This is a genomic window from Corynebacterium fournieri, assembly GCF_030408775.1.
Classification (GTDB): Bacteria; Actinomycetota; Actinomycetes; order Mycobacteriales; family Mycobacteriaceae; genus Corynebacterium; species Corynebacterium fournieri.
The window spans coordinates 170823-186778 of the sequence record NZ_CP047210.1 but is presented as its reverse complement, the minus strand read 5'-3'; the positions used below and the strand labels follow the sequence as shown (position 1 = coordinate 186778).

Sequence of the window (15956 nt, the reverse complement as noted above, 5' to 3'; positions counted from 1 at the left end):
TCCCCAACCACCTGCCCACCAACCATGTTGGTGGTAAAGTTCGGGGAGCACTGTGACGGCTGCAAAAAAGTTACCCGAAAGTGACTGCAACCACTGCCCCCTGGCCGTCCAAACCAAGGAGGACTCATGGAAGGCGTACAGGACACGCTCGCCCGCGCCGGCATCTTTCAGGGGGTGGACCCCGAAGCCGTCGCCGCACTGATCAACGAGATGGACACGGTGACCTTCCCCAAGGGCACCACCATCTTCGACGAAGGCGAGCCGGGCGACCGCCTCTACATTATCGTCGAGGGCAAAATTAAGCTCGCTCGCCACGCCCCCGACGGCCGCGAGAACCTGCTGTCCGTGATGGGGCCGTCCGACATGTTCGGCGAGCTGTCCATCTTCGACCCGGGCCCGCGCACCTCCTCCGCCGTCTGCGTCACCGAAGTCACCTGCGCCACCATGGACTCCACCATGCTGCGCACCTGGATCGACTCCCACCCGGAAATCTCCCAACAGCTCCTGCGCGTGCTGGCCCGCCGCCTGCGCCGCACCAACGCCTCCCTTGCAGACCTCATCTTCACCGATGTGCCCGGCCGCGTGGCCAAGACCCTGTTGCAGCTGGCCAACCGCTTTGGCACCCACGAAGGCGGCGCGCTGCGCGTCAACCACGACCTGACGCAGGAAGAAATCGCCCAGCTCGTCGGCGCTTCCCGCGAGACGGTGAACAAGGCGCTGGCCACCTTCGCCCACCGCGGTTGGATCCGCCTGGAGGGCAAGAGCGTGCTCATCGTGGACACCGAGCACCTCGCCCGCCGCGCGCGCTAAGTCCGGCTCCTTTCAACGCCCTTTCAACGGCGGCGCCCCGGCCTTCCCAGGAGGGAAAAGCCGGGGCGCCGTCGTTTGCGCAGGTAGCGGGTTAAGGCTTGGCGTTCAGGTAGCGCAGCGCCACACGGGTGGACTGCTCGGCAGCGCCGCGGAGCACGGGATCGACATCGTCGTAGATCGCGTCCACGAGGGTGTTAATGTCCACGTTCTCGCCGTGGACCTTCATCGCCTCACGGATCTGGTCCAGGCGCTGGTTGCGGCGGTCGATGTACTTGCGCGCGTAAGCGGACAGGTCCTGCCCCTCCGGGCCGTGGCCCGGCAGCAGCGGGATGTCCTTGCCTTGCTCCTCCAGCATCTCCAGAGAGTCCAGGTACGCACCCAAGTCGCCATCCGTCTCGGAGATCATGGTGGTGTGGCGGCCAGCGATAGTGTCGCCGGTGATGATGCCCTCCAGCTGCGTGGAGTCCGGGTCCCCCGGGTAAACAAAGAAGCACACCGAGTCGCTGGTGTGGCCCGGGGTAGCCACAACCTTCAGGCGCGGGGTGATGCCGTCGACGGCGATCACCTCGCCGTCGGCAAGCGGCTCAGCGCCGTGGCTGTACTGCGGCGCGAACGAGCGCACCGGAGCACCGGTGAGCTGGCGGAAGCGCTCCGCGCCATCCGCGTGGTCGTGGTGACGGTGCGTGAGCAGAATCAGCGCAACGTCTCCCGCCTTCGCCTGGAGAACATTGAGGTGGCCCTCGTCCTCCGGGCCCGGATCAACGACGATGCTTCGCTGGTCCCCCTCCCCCTTGATCACCCAGGAGTTGGTCCCCTCGAGCGCCGCGTAGCTGGGGTTCGGCGCCAGGACCACCGCGGCGTTGGCGGTCACAGGGCGCAGTTGGCTGTAAGCGGGATGTTGCATGTGTCCCAGCGTACCCGCTTAACAGCTGTGTTTTGGTGTTCTAACCCTTCAGCTCGACGACGAGCTCGACCTCCACCGGCGTGTCCATCGGCAGTGCGGCCACGCCCACTGCGGAGCGGGCGTGTGCACCGGCCTCGCCGAAGACTTCCTGCATCAGCTCGGAGGCGCCGTTGATCACGGCCGGCTGGCCGGTAAACGTCGGGTCCGAGGCGACGAAGCCGACGATCTTGAGCACGCGGGCCACGCTGTCGATGCCCACGAGCGCATCCACCGCCGCGATGGCGTTGAGCGCCGCCTGCCGGGCGTAGTCGTAGGCATCCTTCTCGGAAACCTCCGCGCCGACCTTGCCGGTGGCCGGCAGCTTGCCGTCCACAAATGGCAGCTGACCGGACGTCCACACCTGGTTTCCGGCCTGCACGGCAGGCACGTAGGCCGCCACGGGTGCGGCGACAGCGGGCAGCTCGATGCCCAGTTCCTTCAAACGCTCAGACCACATTTACTCGGCCTCCCGCTTCATGTAAGCGACAACGTTGTCCTGGGTCGGGCCCGGAATGACAGAGACCAGCTCCCAGCCGTCCTCGCCCCAGGTATCCAGAATCTGCTTGGTGGCATGCGTGAGCAACGGAACCGTTGCGTACTCCCATTTCGTCATGGCGCCCAAGATTACCTACAGGCCGACAACTTCGCCGCCGGCAGACAGGTGCTCCGCCCAATCCGTCACGTGCGGGTTCTTGCGCAGCACCGCACGGCGCTGACGCTCCGTCAGCCCGCCCCAGACGCCGAACTCAACCTTGTTGTCCAGCGCGTCCGCGCGACACTCGGTGAGTACCGGGCAGGCGCGGCAGATGGCGGCCGCCTTGCGCTGCTCTGCGCCGCGAACGAACAGTGCGTCCGGGTCCGTACCCCGGCACTGTGCGTGGGTGACCCAATCCTCCCGGTCAAACACGAGGTGACCGGATGCATCGCACTTACGGGACGTGGTTCGTTGTCCGTTGCGCTGCGCGGCGTTGCCCAATGCCGTGGTCATTTCCGTGCTCCTTTTCCGGTTCGCCCGCGCCGTGCCCTCGGCGCGGTTTATTCACTGCACCACATATCTGCGGTTCCATGTAAATGTAATCACACAGAAAAGATTTCTGTCGAATGGGTCACAATTTTGGGGGGTCTTTTCTATTCCCTCGCACGGGCCGCGTCATTTAAGGTATTGGCGTGTCCGCACTGAAATCCCTAGGAAGCCTGCTGGTCGCCCTTCTCGCGACAGCACTGGCCATCACCCTGTGCCTCGCTCCCGTCGCAGGCTTAGGCGGTGCCGCGATCGCGCGCACCGACGAAACGATGCAGTCCAACCTGTCCGACCTCACACACGGCAACGTGCCGGGCGTGACCACGATCAACGACGCCAACGGCGACCCCATGGCGTGGCTTTTCAAGCAGCGCCGCTACGAGGTGCCCAGCGACGGCATCTCCCAGTTCGCCAAAGACGCCCTGGTGGCCACCGAGGACCGCCGCTTCTACCAGCACGAAGGCGTGGACATGCAGGGCTTTGCCCGCGCGATGGTGACCAACGTGCTCGCAGGTGGCGTGCAGCAGGGTGCGTCCACCATCAACCAGCAGTACGTGAAGAACTACCTCTGGCTCATCGAGGCGGAAAACAAAGACGAGGCCAACGCCGCCACCGAGCAGTCCATCCCGCGCAAGCTGCGAGAGATGCGCATGGCCTCGGATCTGGACAAAACGCTGGAAAAGGACGAGATTCTCACCCGGTATCTCAACCTCGTCTCCTTTGGCAACCACGCCTTCGGCATCGAGGCGGCGGCGCTGACGTACTTTGACGTCCCCGCCCGCGACCTCAACCCGGCGCAAGCGGCGCTGCTGGTGGGCATCCTCCAGTCCGTGGAGGCACTCAACCCTTACACCAACCCGGAAGGCGCCACGAGCCGACGCAACGTCGTGCTCAACAACATGGCCGCCGAGGGCTACTTGGACCAGGCGGAGGCCGACCGCCTCGCCGGCACCCCGCTGGGCATCCTGGAACAGCCGAAGACGCTGCCGCAAGGGTGCATCACCGCCGGCGACAAGGGCTTCATGTGCGATTACGCGCTGCGTTACCTGGAAGATAAGGGCCTGGACACGGAGACGATCCTCAACGGCTCCTACACCATCACCACCACCTTGGACCCTGCCGTGCAGGAGACCGCCAACAACGCGGTGCGCCGCAACGTCAGCCCGTACACCCCGGGCGTGGCTGAGGTAATGGATGTCATCCGCCCCGGCACCGAATCCCGCGACATTTTGGCCATGGCGTCTTCCCGCTTTTACGGCTTGGATCTGGATCAGAGCCAGACCATCCTGCCGCAGCCCGCCTCCCTGGTCGGCGCGGGCGCAGGCTCGGTATTCAAGATCTTTACCGCGGCCGCCGCACTGGAGCAGGGCTACGGACTGAACACCATGTTGGAGACCCCGGCCCGCTCGGTGGTCTACGGCATGGGCGACGGCGGCGCCGCGAATTGCCCGCCCGGCGCGTACTGCGTGGAAAACGCCGGCACCTACGCGCCGCGCATGACGCTGCAGGACGCGCTGGCGCAGTCGCCCAACACCACGTTCATCGAGCTGATCCAAAAGACCGGCGTGGCACCGGTGGTGGACACTGCGGTGCGGCTGGGGCTGCGTTCCTACGCCGACGAGAACTCCTTCGGCGACGGCCGCTCCATCGTTCAAGCAGCGAAGGACGAGAACATGGGCGCGTTCACCCTCGGCCCGTTGGCCGTCAACGCCTTGGAGCTGTCCAATGTGGGCGCGACCCTGGCCTCGGGCGGCCGCTGGTGCGAGCCGAACCCGATCAAGGAGGTGCTCGACGAAAACGGCAAGCAGGTCTTTATCAACCGCCCCGCCTGCGAGCAGGCCGTCGCACCGGAAATCGCCGGCACCCTCGCCCAAGGCATGTCCAAGGACATTGTCAACGGCACCGCCTCCGCCTCTGCCCGCAACAACGGCTGGTCCGCGCCCACGGCGGCGAAGACGGGCACGACGGAGTCCCACCAGTCCACCGCCTTCCTCGGCTTCACCCGGGGCATGTCTGCAGCGCCGTACATTTACAACGACGGCGTGCAATCCACGCCGCTGTGCACCGCTCCGGTGCGCCAGTGCCAGGAGGGCACGCTGTTCGGCGGCAACGAGGCCGCAGATACGTGGTTCCAGGCGGCCGCCGGCATCCCGGGTGCCGCGGCGGGCGGCCTTCCGCCGACCAGCCCGATCCACGAGCGCGGCACGAAGCGCGCGGCGTTAGACGCGGTAGTGGGACAGTACTCCGCAGCAGCGAAGTCGCAGCTTGAGGCGCAGGGCTACGCCGTGACACTAAACACTGTCTTCGGCAACGGCGCGCCTGCAGGCACGGTCGTGTCCGCCGTCCAAGACGGCCCAAACGCCGCGGTCACCCTCAATGTCTCCGACGGCACCGGCGGCGCCCCCAGCACCAGCCCCTCCGCACCACCGACCGCGACCGGCGCCCCCACCTCGCCGACCGCACCGCCCGCGCCGAGCCCCGCCGCGCCAATTGACCTCGGCGGCATCGAGCAATCGCTTAACGACGCCCGCGATGCGATCGCCGACGCCTTCGGCAGCAATTAGCCCAGCCGGGCCTTGACGGCTTCGGAGATGCGCTTGCCGTCGGCGCGGCCCTCCGCCTTGGCGGTCGCGGCCTTCATGACCTGGCCCATCTGGGCCATGGACTCGGCGCCGGTCTCAGCGACAGCTTCGTCGACAAGCGAGGCAAGCTCGTCGTCCGTGAGCTGCTTGGGCTGGTACGTCTCGAGGATGGCGGCCTCGCCCAGCTCAGTCTCCGCGAGGTCGTCGCGGCCGTTGGTCTTGTAGATCTCCGCGGACTCGCGGCGCTTTTTAATCTCGCGGGCGATGATCTTCTGGATCTCCGCGTCATCCACCTCGTGCTTGGAGCCTTCGGTCTCAGCGGTCTGGATGGCGGCCAGCAGCATGCGGATGGTGCCGGTGCGCTCCTTTTCCTTCGCCTTCATGGATTCTTTGAGGTCTGCGCGAATCTGATCTTTCAATGCACTCATGGTTGCGAGACTACAGCGGTCGCCTCGTAGGGAGCGGTTACAGTGGTGCGGGTGAAGAAGTTGACGCGAATCGGAGCACTTGGCCTGACAGCGGGGGCCTCCGCGGCCGCCTGGGGGTATGCGGAGCGAAACAATTTCGAGCTGCGCGAATACACCCTGCCGCTGCTTGCGCCGGGCGTGTTGCAGGGGCGCGAGGAGTTCCGCCTGCTGCACGTTTCTGACCTGCACATGATCCCGGGCCAGCGCAAGAAGGTGTTGTTCGTCTCCAGCCTGAACGCCCTCGAGCCGGACCTGGTGGTCAACACCGGCGACAACCTGTCCGACAAGGCGGGTGTGCCGTGGGTGCTCGACGCACTGGGGCCGCTGTTGAACCGCCCGGGCGCATTTGTCTTCGGCACCAACGACTACTGGGCGCCGCGCCCGGTCAACCCGCTGAAGTACCTGGTGGGCGGCAAGCGCGAGCCGTCTTACGACGACCTGCCGTGGGAGGGCATGCGCGCCGCGTTCATCGAACGGGGCTGGCGCGACGCCACCCACCAGCGCCTGGAGTTCAAGGCGTCCGGCGTCAGGCTGGCGCTGGCCGGGGTGGACGACCCGCACCACGATCTGGACCGCTACGACGAGGTCGCCGGGGCGCCGAACCGGGACGCCGACTTGTCCATCGGCCTGCTGCACGCCCCCTACCGGCGGGTGCTCGACGCGTTCGAGGCCGACGGCTACCAGCTGGCGCTGGCCGGCCACACGCACGGCGGGCAGATTTGCCTCCCCGGCGGCCGCGCAATTGTCACCAACGCCGATATCGACCGCCCCCGCGCTTCCGGCCTGCACCAGTACGGCCGGATGTGGATGGAGGTGTCCAACGGCCTGGGCCAGTCCAAGTACGCGCCGGTGCGGTTGTTCTGCCCGCCGTCAGCGACGCTGATCCGGGTGGTTGAGCGCGACTAGCCCCTCTACCGGCTTTCAGCCCCGTGAGCAGCCGTTTTGGCCAACTGGGAACCCGGGGGTATTGTGTTTCGAGTACCGCGGGCAACCGCCTGAGATACAATCGGGATATGGCGCAGCTTGGTAGCGCGCTTCGTTCGGGACGAAGAGGTCGCAGGTTCAAATCCTGTTATCCCGACCACCACAAACCCGCCTTCGAGGCGGGTTTTCTTTTGCCCGCAATACGCGTTAACGCTCTCGCAACATCGCCTCCGCCACACTGGCCCCTGTACCCAATCGAGTACACAACCGCACCTTTGAGGAGGCTTACATGAAACGAATCATCACCAGCGCCGCAGCATGCGCAATCGCACTCGGCACCGTCGCTGTCCCGGCGCACGCGGCAACGCTCGGCGCCAAGGACCAGGACGGCAACTGCGCTGTCACGCTCACCGATGTGGAGAAGGAGTTCGCGATGGACACCTTCGACATGTCCAAGAAGATTGGCGAGCACGAGCGCGCACGCGACTTCGCGGCCGCTGTAGAGACCGTCTACCCGGGCGTGATGGAGGCCAACGAGCGCGACCTCAAGGGCGAAATGCCGGACTACTCCAAGATCCTGCCGGCCGATCTGGTCAAGCCGTACACCGATGCAATGCGGATGCTCGACGAGACCGAACCGACCACCGACACCACCCTCGAGGACGTCGACGTGGACGCGTGGAAGGTCGGCCCCTCCACCATGCCGATGGCTGAGACCCCGTTCACCGAGGGCTCCGAACTCTACGAGGCATGGTCCGCCACCCCCAGCGGCATGCTCTTCATGAACCAGCAGCTTATCGACGTAGCTAACGCCGCGGCCGCCGCTTCCTGCGCCAGCGGCGACGTGAAGGAGCTGGACTTCCCCACCGCCCCCATCGCGCTGGATAAGACCAAGCCGGGTGACAAGGACGGCATGAAGCCGGGCGACAAGGGCTCGTCTGATAAGGGCGACATGAAGGACACCCCGAATGTCGCCGCCATCGTCGGCGGCGTGATCGCTGCCCTGTTGGCGCTGGCTGGCATCGTGGCGGCGTTGCCGATGCTAGGCATCAACGTGCCCGGCATGAACATGCCGCGCATGTAGTCCCTACAGTCGCGTCAACGACATATCCCGCCCACCCCTGAGCATTACGGGGTGGGCGGGACGTGGCGTCGATAGGCGGGAGGCGTCTAGCGCTTCGCGATCGGGCCGAGCACCTCATCGACCGGGAACGGGAAGAGCAGCGCGATGAGCGATAGCAGGCCGATGATGCCCGAGATGGACAGCACCGCGATCAGCAACGGGCTGGTGATCGAGGAGCCCTGCGCAGAGCCCTCGGAGTCGCCCTCCGGCTGAGCCTCAACCGGCGTCATCGTGGTGTCGAAGGTAAGACCGTGGTTGATGCTCTCGATGCCGAGGGCATTGTTGACCAGGAAGAACAGGTCAGTCTGGTCGATCTGGCCGGTCACGTTCGCCGCACCCGGGCCGGACGCCGCGACGCGCAGCTGCGCGCCGGTGTGCTGCTGGCCGCCAAGGGCGTCCTCATCCTCGTTTGTCTTGGAGGTGGCGAAGTTGACCGCCATGGTGGAGCCGTCCACCGTGGTCAGCTGGGTCACGCGGCCGGCGGTGTTGGCGTTGTCGTAGGTGATCTGTGCGGTGTGGGCGTGATCGGCGGTGGCGACGATGAGGGTCTCCTCGCCGGTCTCCTCGACCCACTTCTGCACAGCCTGGACCGCCTCGTCCAGCTGGCCGACCTCACCGATCAGGCCGCAGGCGTCCGCCTGGTGGTCGGCCTTGTCCGGGGACGCGGACTCGACCTGGAGCAAGAAGCCGTTGTCGTTCTGCAGCAGCTCGAGTGCCTTGGAGGTCATCGCGCCCAGTCGCGGGGTCTCCTCGGTGAACTCCGGGTTGGCCACACAGGTCGCCGGCTGCAGGTCGCCACCGTCGGTCGTCGGGATGGACTGGTTGAGCACGCGCGGCATGTTGCCCTCGGAGAACAGGCCCAGCACCGGCTTGTCGGCGTTCGCCTCGGCGATGGCCTCGAGCTCGGACGCGTTGGTCACCACCTGGTAGCCGTTGTCCTTCGCGTTGTCCAACACCGACTTGCCGGCGGACCAGGTGTTGCCGCTGGCGTTCCACTTGCCGCCCTGAACGACCTCGGTGTCGAAGTACTTGCGGCCGCCGCCGAGGGTGACGTCGGCACGCAGGTCCACGATCTGCTCCGAGATGGAGCCCAAGCCGCCGTTTTCACGCAGCTGCTCGCCCTTGGCCACCTTCTTGTCGCCGGACGGTGCGTAGTAGGAGCGGTCGAGCGCGTGCGCGGCGAAGGCAGCCGGGGTGGCGTCCTGGATCTCGGCGGTGGAGACGTTACCGATCTTCATCCCGCGGGCCTTGGCCAGCTCACCCATGGTGGCGACCGGCTTACCGGCGTTGTCCACACCGATGGCGCCGTTGTACGACTTCACGCCGGAGTTCCACGCGGTGCCGGTGGCGGCGGAGTCTGCCACGTAGTTTGGCAGGCCGGTCTCCTTATCCAGGGAGAAAGTGGTCAGGTACCCGGTGTAGTCCAGGTTGTCCAGGCCCTCGAAGCGGCCAGCGGAGCCCTTCAGGTAGTTGCGGGCTGCGGTGATCTCGGAGTCGCCGGTGCCGTCGCCGATCAGGACCACGACGTTCTTCGCCTTGGCGTTGTCGATGCCCTGGCCGTCCTTGCCAAACTGGGCGCAGTCGCCCACCTTCGGAGCTTCGCCGGCGGCGACGAGGTAGCACAGCTGATCGCCCGGCTTCGCCTTGGAGCGGTTGGCCAGGGATACGACCTTGTTGTCCTTATTGATCTTCCACGGCTTCTGGCCACCGTCGGTGCCGCCGTTGAGTCCGAGCGCGTTCGCCATGACGTAGAAGGCGTCGGTCTGATCGAGCTGGCCGTTGACATTCTCGGAACCCGGGCCGAAGCCTGCGATGCGCACCTGGGTGCCGGTGTGCATCATGGAGAAGTCCGGAGTGTCGAACGGGTCGCCGTTGGCCTTCTTGTCAAAAACCGGGTTGCCCTCCTCATCCAGCCACGGCTGGGTGCCGAAACCGACGGACATGACCGCACCGCCGTCCTTCGGGGACTGCAGGCGGGTCACGGCGGACACAGACGGGCGGCCGTCCGGAATGATCTCGGCGGTGTGCGCGTGGTCGGCGGTGACCACGATCAGGGTGTCCTTGTCCTTCTTGGCAAAGTCCAGGGCTTCCTTGATCACTTCGTCGATCTGATCGGTCTCGCCGATCATTCCGCAGGCGTCGGCCGCGTGGTCCGCCTTGTCGATGGATGCGGATTCGACCTGCAGGAAGAAGCCCTTGTCCGCCGACGGGTCGTCGAGAAGCTCGATGGCCTTCTTCGTCATTTCAGCTGCGGACGGCTCGTCGCCGCGATCCGCTTCCTTGCAGACCTCGGGCTCGGTGGTGCCATCGGACTTCACCGGCACGGTCTGCTCAAACTTGCGGGTCATGTTTTTGTCGTGGAACAGACCGAGCACCGGCTGGTCCTGGTTCGCGACGGTGATGCCCTCGAGGCCCTGCTTGTCGTCGACAACCTGGTAGCCCTTGGCAATCGCGTTCTCACGGACGGACTTGCCGGCCTCCCAGTCGGCGCCGCCGTCGTTCTTCTCGGTCAGGAACGGGTTGCGGTTCTCGCCGCCCTCAAGCACCTCGGCGTCGAAGTACTTGCGGCCGCCGCCCAGAGTGACGTCGGCGCGGGTATCGATGATCTGCTCGGAGATGGAGCCGAGACCGCCGTTTTCGCGAGCTTCAGCGCCCTTGACCGGCTTCGCGTCGCCGGACGGCGCGTAGTAGCCACGCTTGGAGATGTGGGAGTGCATCGCGCCCGGGGTGGCGTCCTGGATCTCCGCAGTGGAGACGTTGCCGGTGCGCATGCCGGCGTTCTTGGCCATCTCCAGGAGGTTCTCGTGAGGCTTGCCTGTGATGTCCACGGACAGCGCGCCGTTGTAGGTCTTTCCGCCGGTGGACCAGCCCGTTGCGGACGCGGCGGAGTCGGTAACGTACTGACGCTTGCCGTCCTCACCGATTGCGAAGGTGGTGTACGCGCCGGACGCGGTGAGCTCGTCGAGGCCCTCGAAGCGGCCGTTCGCGCCCTTGAGGTAGTTGCGCGCCGCGGTGATCTCCTGGTGGCCCATGCCGTCGCCCAGGATGAAGATGACGTTACGGGCCTGGGCATCGGAGTTGCCCTGGCCACCCTTGCCAAACTGGGTGCAGTCGCCCGGCTGCGGCGCGACGACGTTGCCTTCGGAATCAATGGTGATGCAGGTGTCCTTGCCGTTGAACGCCTGCTCCGCGGACTGAGCGAGAGAAACCGGCAGGTTCGCCAGTGCCAGCGCGGAGACGCTGACGACAGCTGCCACTGCCTTGGAGGAGAAACGCATAAGAATTCCTTGAGGTAAGAGGGACGGTTTTTGTAACCACGGCGCAAGCTACTCCCAGGTTGCGTACAGGAGGCTACATTCAGGTTAATTTCAGGTTACGCCCGCATCATCGCAGCTCCCGGGCCCTATATGTGTTGCAGGTAAGTGAAATCGGTGTTCAACTAGCGGCGCTTTTTCATCACAAGGGGTTTAACTACTCCCCCAGCAACCGGACCTTCAATGCAAAAAACGGCCCCCGGATCGCTCCGGAGGCCGTCTTTCTTCGCGCGGGCTAGCGCGGATGTCACCACGTTCCAACAGAGAGGTGACAGTTAACATCACATTTTAGAGATTGGGAAAACAGCTGTCTACCTAAGCGTTTGCTTAACGACGCCCCCGTGCCCCAACCAGGCCCGCCACCGCAAGCAGGGCGGACAGCAGCACCGCCGAGACGACGCCGCTGTAGTCGCCGCCGTTGCCCGCCGCGGACACCGCAGTCGATACCCAGTGCATCGGAGCTGCCTGCGACAACGCCACCCACACAGCATCGACCTGCGCGGTGGTCGCGGTGCGCCACACCCAGCCGACGAGTCCGGTCTGCACCAAGGCAAGCACGCCGGCCGCGCCAAGACCGCCCCCAGCGCCGAGCAATCTACCTAACATGGATGCCAGTCCCGCGCTGGCGAGGGTGCCCGCCAGCAGGCCTGCGAAGGCAACCCCGTATTCCTGCACACCAAACCCGGATCCGATCACCCCGGCCAGGATGGTGCCCGCGGCGGCGATGACTACGGAACCGGCTCCGAGGATCCACCAGCGTCCGCGGGACGCAAACCACGACGCCCCCGCCAGCGCGGTACCGCCGAGCACGGCCATCGCCGCGAGCAGCATCGCCGCCACCGGCGCAAGGGTCGGGCCGGCTGGCTCAGCCCCGGCAGCACCCGGCGCGGCCGCCGGCACCGGCAGGGCCGCGCGAACGGCGCCAACCTTGTCGGCGTTCATGCCCGCAAGCTGGTTGATCTTTTCCACGCCGGCAACCAGCTCATCGATGCCACCGGTGGCCTGCCCGGTCTGCGCCTGCAGCTCACGCAAGCCCGCGGCCAGCTCGGCCGAGCCGTTGGTGGCTGTATATATACCGTCGTGGTAGCCGTAGCCCGGTACAGCGAGTTGGTTGGCCAGGTCGCGGGAGCCGTCACGCAACTGGTTCATCTTCGCCACCACGTCCGGCGGCAGCTGGGCGGTCTCAGCCTGGGCCCGCAGGTCTTTCAGCGACTCGCGGGCCTTGACCGCCTCCGGGTCCTTCGCACCCTTGAGCTCCTCCAGGGAACGGTCGATCGCGCCGACCACCTGGCCGCGCACCGCCTCAAACCCGGAGACCTGGCCCACTACCTCGCCGATGGAATCCGCCAGCTGCGTCGCCCCCGCCCCAAGTTGGCCGGTGCCCGCCTGGAGCTGGACCATCCCGTCGGAGAGCTGCTGGGAGCCGGTCTGGGCGGCTGTGAGGGCGTCGATAAGCTGCTGCGTTTGCCCCTGCGCATCCCCGATGCCGGCGGCGAGCTGCCCCGCGCCCTCCTTGAGCACCTTCGCCTGCTGCCCGGCCTCGCCGGCGGCGCGGCGCGCATCCCCCAAATTGTCCGGGCCCACCTGCGGGGCGCCGGAGACCTCAGCGTCACGGCCTGCGTTCGCCCACGTGTCCGCCGGATTCATCGGTAAAAACGCCCCGACAACCAGCGCAAGACCCGCACACACTAACCGCCAACCGTTGCCCGATTTCATGGGACTGTTCTTAGCACCCGCGCGCGCCGTGCTGCGGGAGGCGCACCGCCAGCGCGAATACGGGGTTTGCGCGTCGTTATCGTCAGGCCCGTGAGCTTGATACTGTCGTAAGGGTTCTTGCCAAAATCATGCATTGAAAAGGGTTCACCATGACTCTTCCCCTTGTCATCGGGCTCGTCGCAGCAACGGTGGTGCTCTCCCCGCTGCTCGTACGCGCCATAGACAAGAAGGCCGGGTACCCGCTCGCGGCGTTACTGTTCGCCGCCGCGGCTGTGCTGGGCTCGAAATTCACCGACGTTTCCCGCGGCACGGACCTGGAGTGGTCCGTGGAATGGGCGCACGACGTGATGGGCACGGGCACGTCCGTGGACTTCGCGTTGCGCGCGGACGGGCTCGGCATCTTCTTCGCCCTGCTCGCACTCGTCATCGGCGGCGTGGTGTTCCTCTATTCCGCGGCGTATCTGCCCGCAAAACAGGGCAACACCAGCTTCTACACCATCATGACGGCCTTTACGCTGTCCGTGCTGCTGCTGGTGCTTGCCGACGACGCAGTACTGCTATTCATCGCCTGGGAGCTCGTCTCCATCGCGTCGTTCCTGCTCATCGCGCGTTCCGGCTCCTCCGGCGAGGCTGGGTCCTACCGCACCCTGATCCTCACCTTCTTCGGCGGCCTGACGCTGTTGGCTGGCTTGGCTGTGGCGTCCGCGCAGACCGGCACCACGCGCCTGCAGGACATCCTCGCTTCCGACGTGTGGGGCGACAACCGCATCACCGTCGTGGTCGCGCTGCTGATTGCGTTTTCCGCCTTTACCAAGGCCGCGCAGTTCCCGTTCCACTTCTGGCTGCCGGAAGCCATGGCGGCCGCCACCCCGGTCTCCGCGTTCCTGCACGCCGCCGCCGTGGTCAAGGCCGGCGTGTACCTGCTGCTGCGCTTTTCCACCATCTTCCACGACGTCGCCGCCTGGAACTACCTGCTGGTGGTCACCGGCCTGTTCACGGCGCTGATGTCGGCGCTGTTCGCCATTACAAAGACGGACTTGAAGCACCTCACCGCGTACTCCACGGTCTCGCACCTGGGCTGGATCGTCGCCGCCATCGGCGTGGGCACCCCCATCGCGCTGGCCGCGGCGCTGACGCACACGCTGGCGCACGCGCTGTTTAAATCCTCGCTGTTCATGCTCATCGGCGTGGTGGACCACGAGGCCGGCACGCGCGACATGCGCCGGCTTGGCCCCATCTACGACAAGATGCCGTTCACGTTCGTCTCCACCATCGTCGCCGCGGCCTCAATGGCCGCGATCCCACCACTGTTCGGCTTCGTGTCCAAGGAATCCATCCTGGACGCGTTCCACGAGACGCAGTACGGCGCCCTGCTGCTTACAGTGGCTGGCATCGCCGCGTTCCTCACCTTCGTCTACTCGGCGAAGATCGTCTTCGGCGCGTTTATCGACGGACCGAAGGACCTCCCCGACGTCCACGAAGCCCCGACCGCCCTGTGGCTGCCCGCAGCGCTTCCGGGCTTCAGCTCCGCGGTGCTGCCGTTCGTCCTGTTCTGGGTGGACAACCCGGTCTCCGCGGGCGTGCGCGCCATTACTGACGACGCCGCCTTCGGCACCCACCTCGCCCTGTGGCACGGCGTGACCGCGCCGTTCCTCGTCTCCCTTGCGGTGCTGGTGGCCGGCGTTGTCTTCGTGCTGTTCTTCCGCAAGTCCGTCTTCGCCGCGGTGGAAAACAAGGCGCTGCTGCCCGCCGACGGCCCCGAGGTGCTGGCGTGGATCACCCGCGGCCTGTCGGACATGGGCAAGCAACTCGGCTCCCTGGCGGACGGCTTCAACCCGTCGCGCCACCTGTTCCCCCTGCTCGCCTCCGTGGTGGGCATGGGCTTGAGCGTGCTGGTGCTGACCGACGGCATCGACGGTGTCACCCCGGCCCCGCGCGCCGAGGGCCTTGACGTGTGGTGGGACCTCATCCCGTTCGCCATCATCGCGATGTCGGTGCTGGGCATGGTCTTCACCCGCTCCCGGTTGGCCTCCGCGGTGCTGCTGGGCACCGTCGGCGTGGGCATGACCCTGCAGATGCTCATGCTCGGCGCCCCGGACGTGGCGCTGACCCAGTTCCTGGTGGAGGCGCTGACCGTGGTGGTCATCCTGGTGGTGCTGCGCTACCAGCCGCGCATGTTCCCGGAGACGAAGCCGCGTCGCAAAGCTCTTGCCTCCGTGTTCGCAATCGCCGCAGGTGTGGTCACCTTCTTCGGCGTCTACGGCCTGACCGGCCGCCGCGACCGCTCGGAGCTTGCCGAGTGGTACCTCAATGAGGGCGGCGAGCTCACCGGCGCCGACAACATCGTCGCCGTGATCATCGTGGAGTTCCGTGGCTTCGATACCTTGGGCGAGCTGTCCGTGCTCGGTATGGCCGCCGTGGTCATCGCCGCGGTGGTCAGCTCCATGCCACGACACATGTTCGAGGCCGGCACCCGCCCGCGCCCGTTCGGCCAGTCCCAGCTCAACTCCATCCCGCTGCGCAAGGCCGCCGCGCTGGTGGCGCCGGTGCTGGTGGTGCTGTCCGTGCTCATCTTCTTCCGCGGCCACACCGCCCCCGGCGGCGGCTTCGTCGCGGCACTGGTCATGGCCACCGCGTTCGCCATCAACTACCTCTCTCGCGGCGCGGATGCGGACGTGGTGAAAAACTTCACCCCGATCCGTCTGACCGGCTGGGGCATCATCATCGCGATCTCCTCGGGCTTCCTCGGCTTCGTCGAAGGCGGGTTCATGTACGCCATCCACGGCGAGATCGCGGGCGAGCACCTGACTACCTCCCTCATCTTCGACTTCGGCATCTACCTCGCCGTGCTGGGCATGGTCACCGCCGCGATCAACGCGCTCGGCGGCTACCTGCGCCCCGGCATGGACCTGTCGGATTTGGATTACGCGCGCGACGAGGACAACCCGCTGCCGTCTATCCCCGAGCCGGAGCGCCCGGAAAACGCCGTAGACGCGCACCCCGAGCCGATCAACCCGGCGCACGACCCGCAACCGGTCATCACGAAGGAGCTCTAA

Annotated in this window: 12 protein-coding genes and 1 tRNA gene; 6 read left to right on the top strand and 7 right to left on the bottom strand. The window is 66.2% G+C overall.

Annotated elements, in window-relative coordinates:
- Positions 1-126: 126 nt before the first annotated feature.
- Positions 127-810, top strand: coding sequence for a CRP-like cAMP-activated global transcriptional regulator GlxR (gene glxR, locus CFOUR_RS00785; RefSeq protein WP_085956940.1), 684 nt, complete (start codon positions 127-129; stop codon positions 808-810).
- Positions 811-901: 91 nt separating this feature from the next.
- On the opposite strand, the gene CFOUR_RS00780 is transcribed toward glxR, so the two are convergent.
- The 4 genes from CFOUR_RS00780 to CFOUR_RS00765 are packed head-to-tail and all read right to left on the bottom strand — an operon-like array spanning position 902 to position 2741.
- Positions 902-1714: an MBL fold metallo-hydrolase gene (locus tag CFOUR_RS00780; RefSeq protein WP_085956941.1), complete on the bottom strand. Its 813-nt coding sequence runs from the start codon at positions 1712-1714 to the stop codon at positions 902-904.
- Between the two features lie 40 nt (positions 1715-1754).
- Positions 1755-2210 carry a RidA family protein gene (locus tag CFOUR_RS00775; protein WP_085956942.1) on the bottom strand — a complete coding sequence of 152 codons (456 nt, stop codon included), beginning with the start codon at positions 2208-2210 and terminating at the stop codon, positions 1755-1757.
- Entirely contained in the window at positions 2211-2366 is a 156-nt protein-coding gene (gene sp36 / locus CFOUR_RS00770) for a Sp36 family protein (RefSeq protein WP_143338959.1), read from the bottom strand.
- 15 nt (positions 2367-2381) lie between these two features.
- The gene (locus CFOUR_RS00765; protein ID WP_085956943.1) at positions 2382-2741 is read right to left on the bottom strand and encodes a WhiB family transcriptional regulator; all 360 of its coding nucleotides are present in this window, start codon (positions 2739-2741) and stop codon (positions 2382-2384) included.
- A gap of 179 nt (positions 2742-2920) precedes the next feature.
- On the opposite strand from CFOUR_RS00765, the gene CFOUR_RS00760 reads away from it, so the two are divergent.
- A complete protein-coding gene (locus CFOUR_RS00760) occupies positions 2921-5338 on the top strand; it encodes a transglycosylase domain-containing protein (protein ID WP_085956944.1) in 2418 nt (805 codons plus the stop codon).
- On the opposite strand, the gene CFOUR_RS00755 is transcribed toward CFOUR_RS00760, so the two are convergent.
- Positions 5335-5784, bottom strand: coding sequence for a GatB/YqeY domain-containing protein (locus tag CFOUR_RS00755; protein WP_085956945.1), 450 nt, complete (start codon positions 5782-5784; stop codon positions 5335-5337). The genes CFOUR_RS00760 and CFOUR_RS00755 overlap by 4 nt on opposite strands.
- Before the next feature lie 51 nt (positions 5785-5835).
- Between CFOUR_RS00755 and CFOUR_RS00750 the strand changes: the two genes are divergently transcribed.
- The 3 genes from CFOUR_RS00750 to CFOUR_RS00740 all read left to right on the top strand — a co-directional run bounded on the left by CFOUR_RS00750 (position 5836) and on the right by CFOUR_RS00740 (position 7831).
- Positions 5836-6729: a metallophosphoesterase gene (locus tag CFOUR_RS00750; RefSeq protein WP_085956946.1), complete on the top strand. Its 894-nt coding sequence runs from the start codon at positions 5836-5838 to the stop codon at positions 6727-6729.
- A gap of 101 nt (positions 6730-6830) precedes the next feature.
- A tRNA-Pro gene (locus CFOUR_RS00745) sits at positions 6831-6907 on the top strand.
- A 129-nt stretch (positions 6908-7036) separates the two neighbouring features.
- Positions 7037-7831 (top strand): hypothetical protein, encoded by a 795-nt coding sequence (locus tag CFOUR_RS00740; RefSeq protein WP_085956947.1) that lies wholly within the window; start codon positions 7037-7039, stop codon positions 7829-7831.
- An 86-nt stretch (positions 7832-7917) separates the two neighbouring features.
- On the opposite strand, the gene CFOUR_RS00735 is transcribed toward CFOUR_RS00740, so the two are convergent.
- The gene (locus CFOUR_RS00735) at positions 7918-11148 is read right to left on the bottom strand and encodes an alkaline phosphatase (protein WP_085956948.1); all 3231 of its coding nucleotides are present in this window, start codon (positions 11146-11148) and stop codon (positions 7918-7920) included.
- A gap of 363 nt (positions 11149-11511) precedes the next feature.
- Complete coding sequence (locus tag CFOUR_RS00730; protein ID WP_230471751.1) at positions 11512-12831, bottom strand: hypothetical protein; 1320 nt, start codon at positions 12829-12831, stop codon at positions 11512-11514.
- A 218-nt stretch (positions 12832-13049) separates the two neighbouring features.
- Between CFOUR_RS00730 and CFOUR_RS00725 the strand changes: the two genes are divergently transcribed.
- Positions 13050-15956, top strand: coding sequence for a DUF4040 family protein (locus tag CFOUR_RS00725; protein WP_290179620.1), 2907 nt, complete (start codon positions 13050-13052; stop codon positions 15954-15956).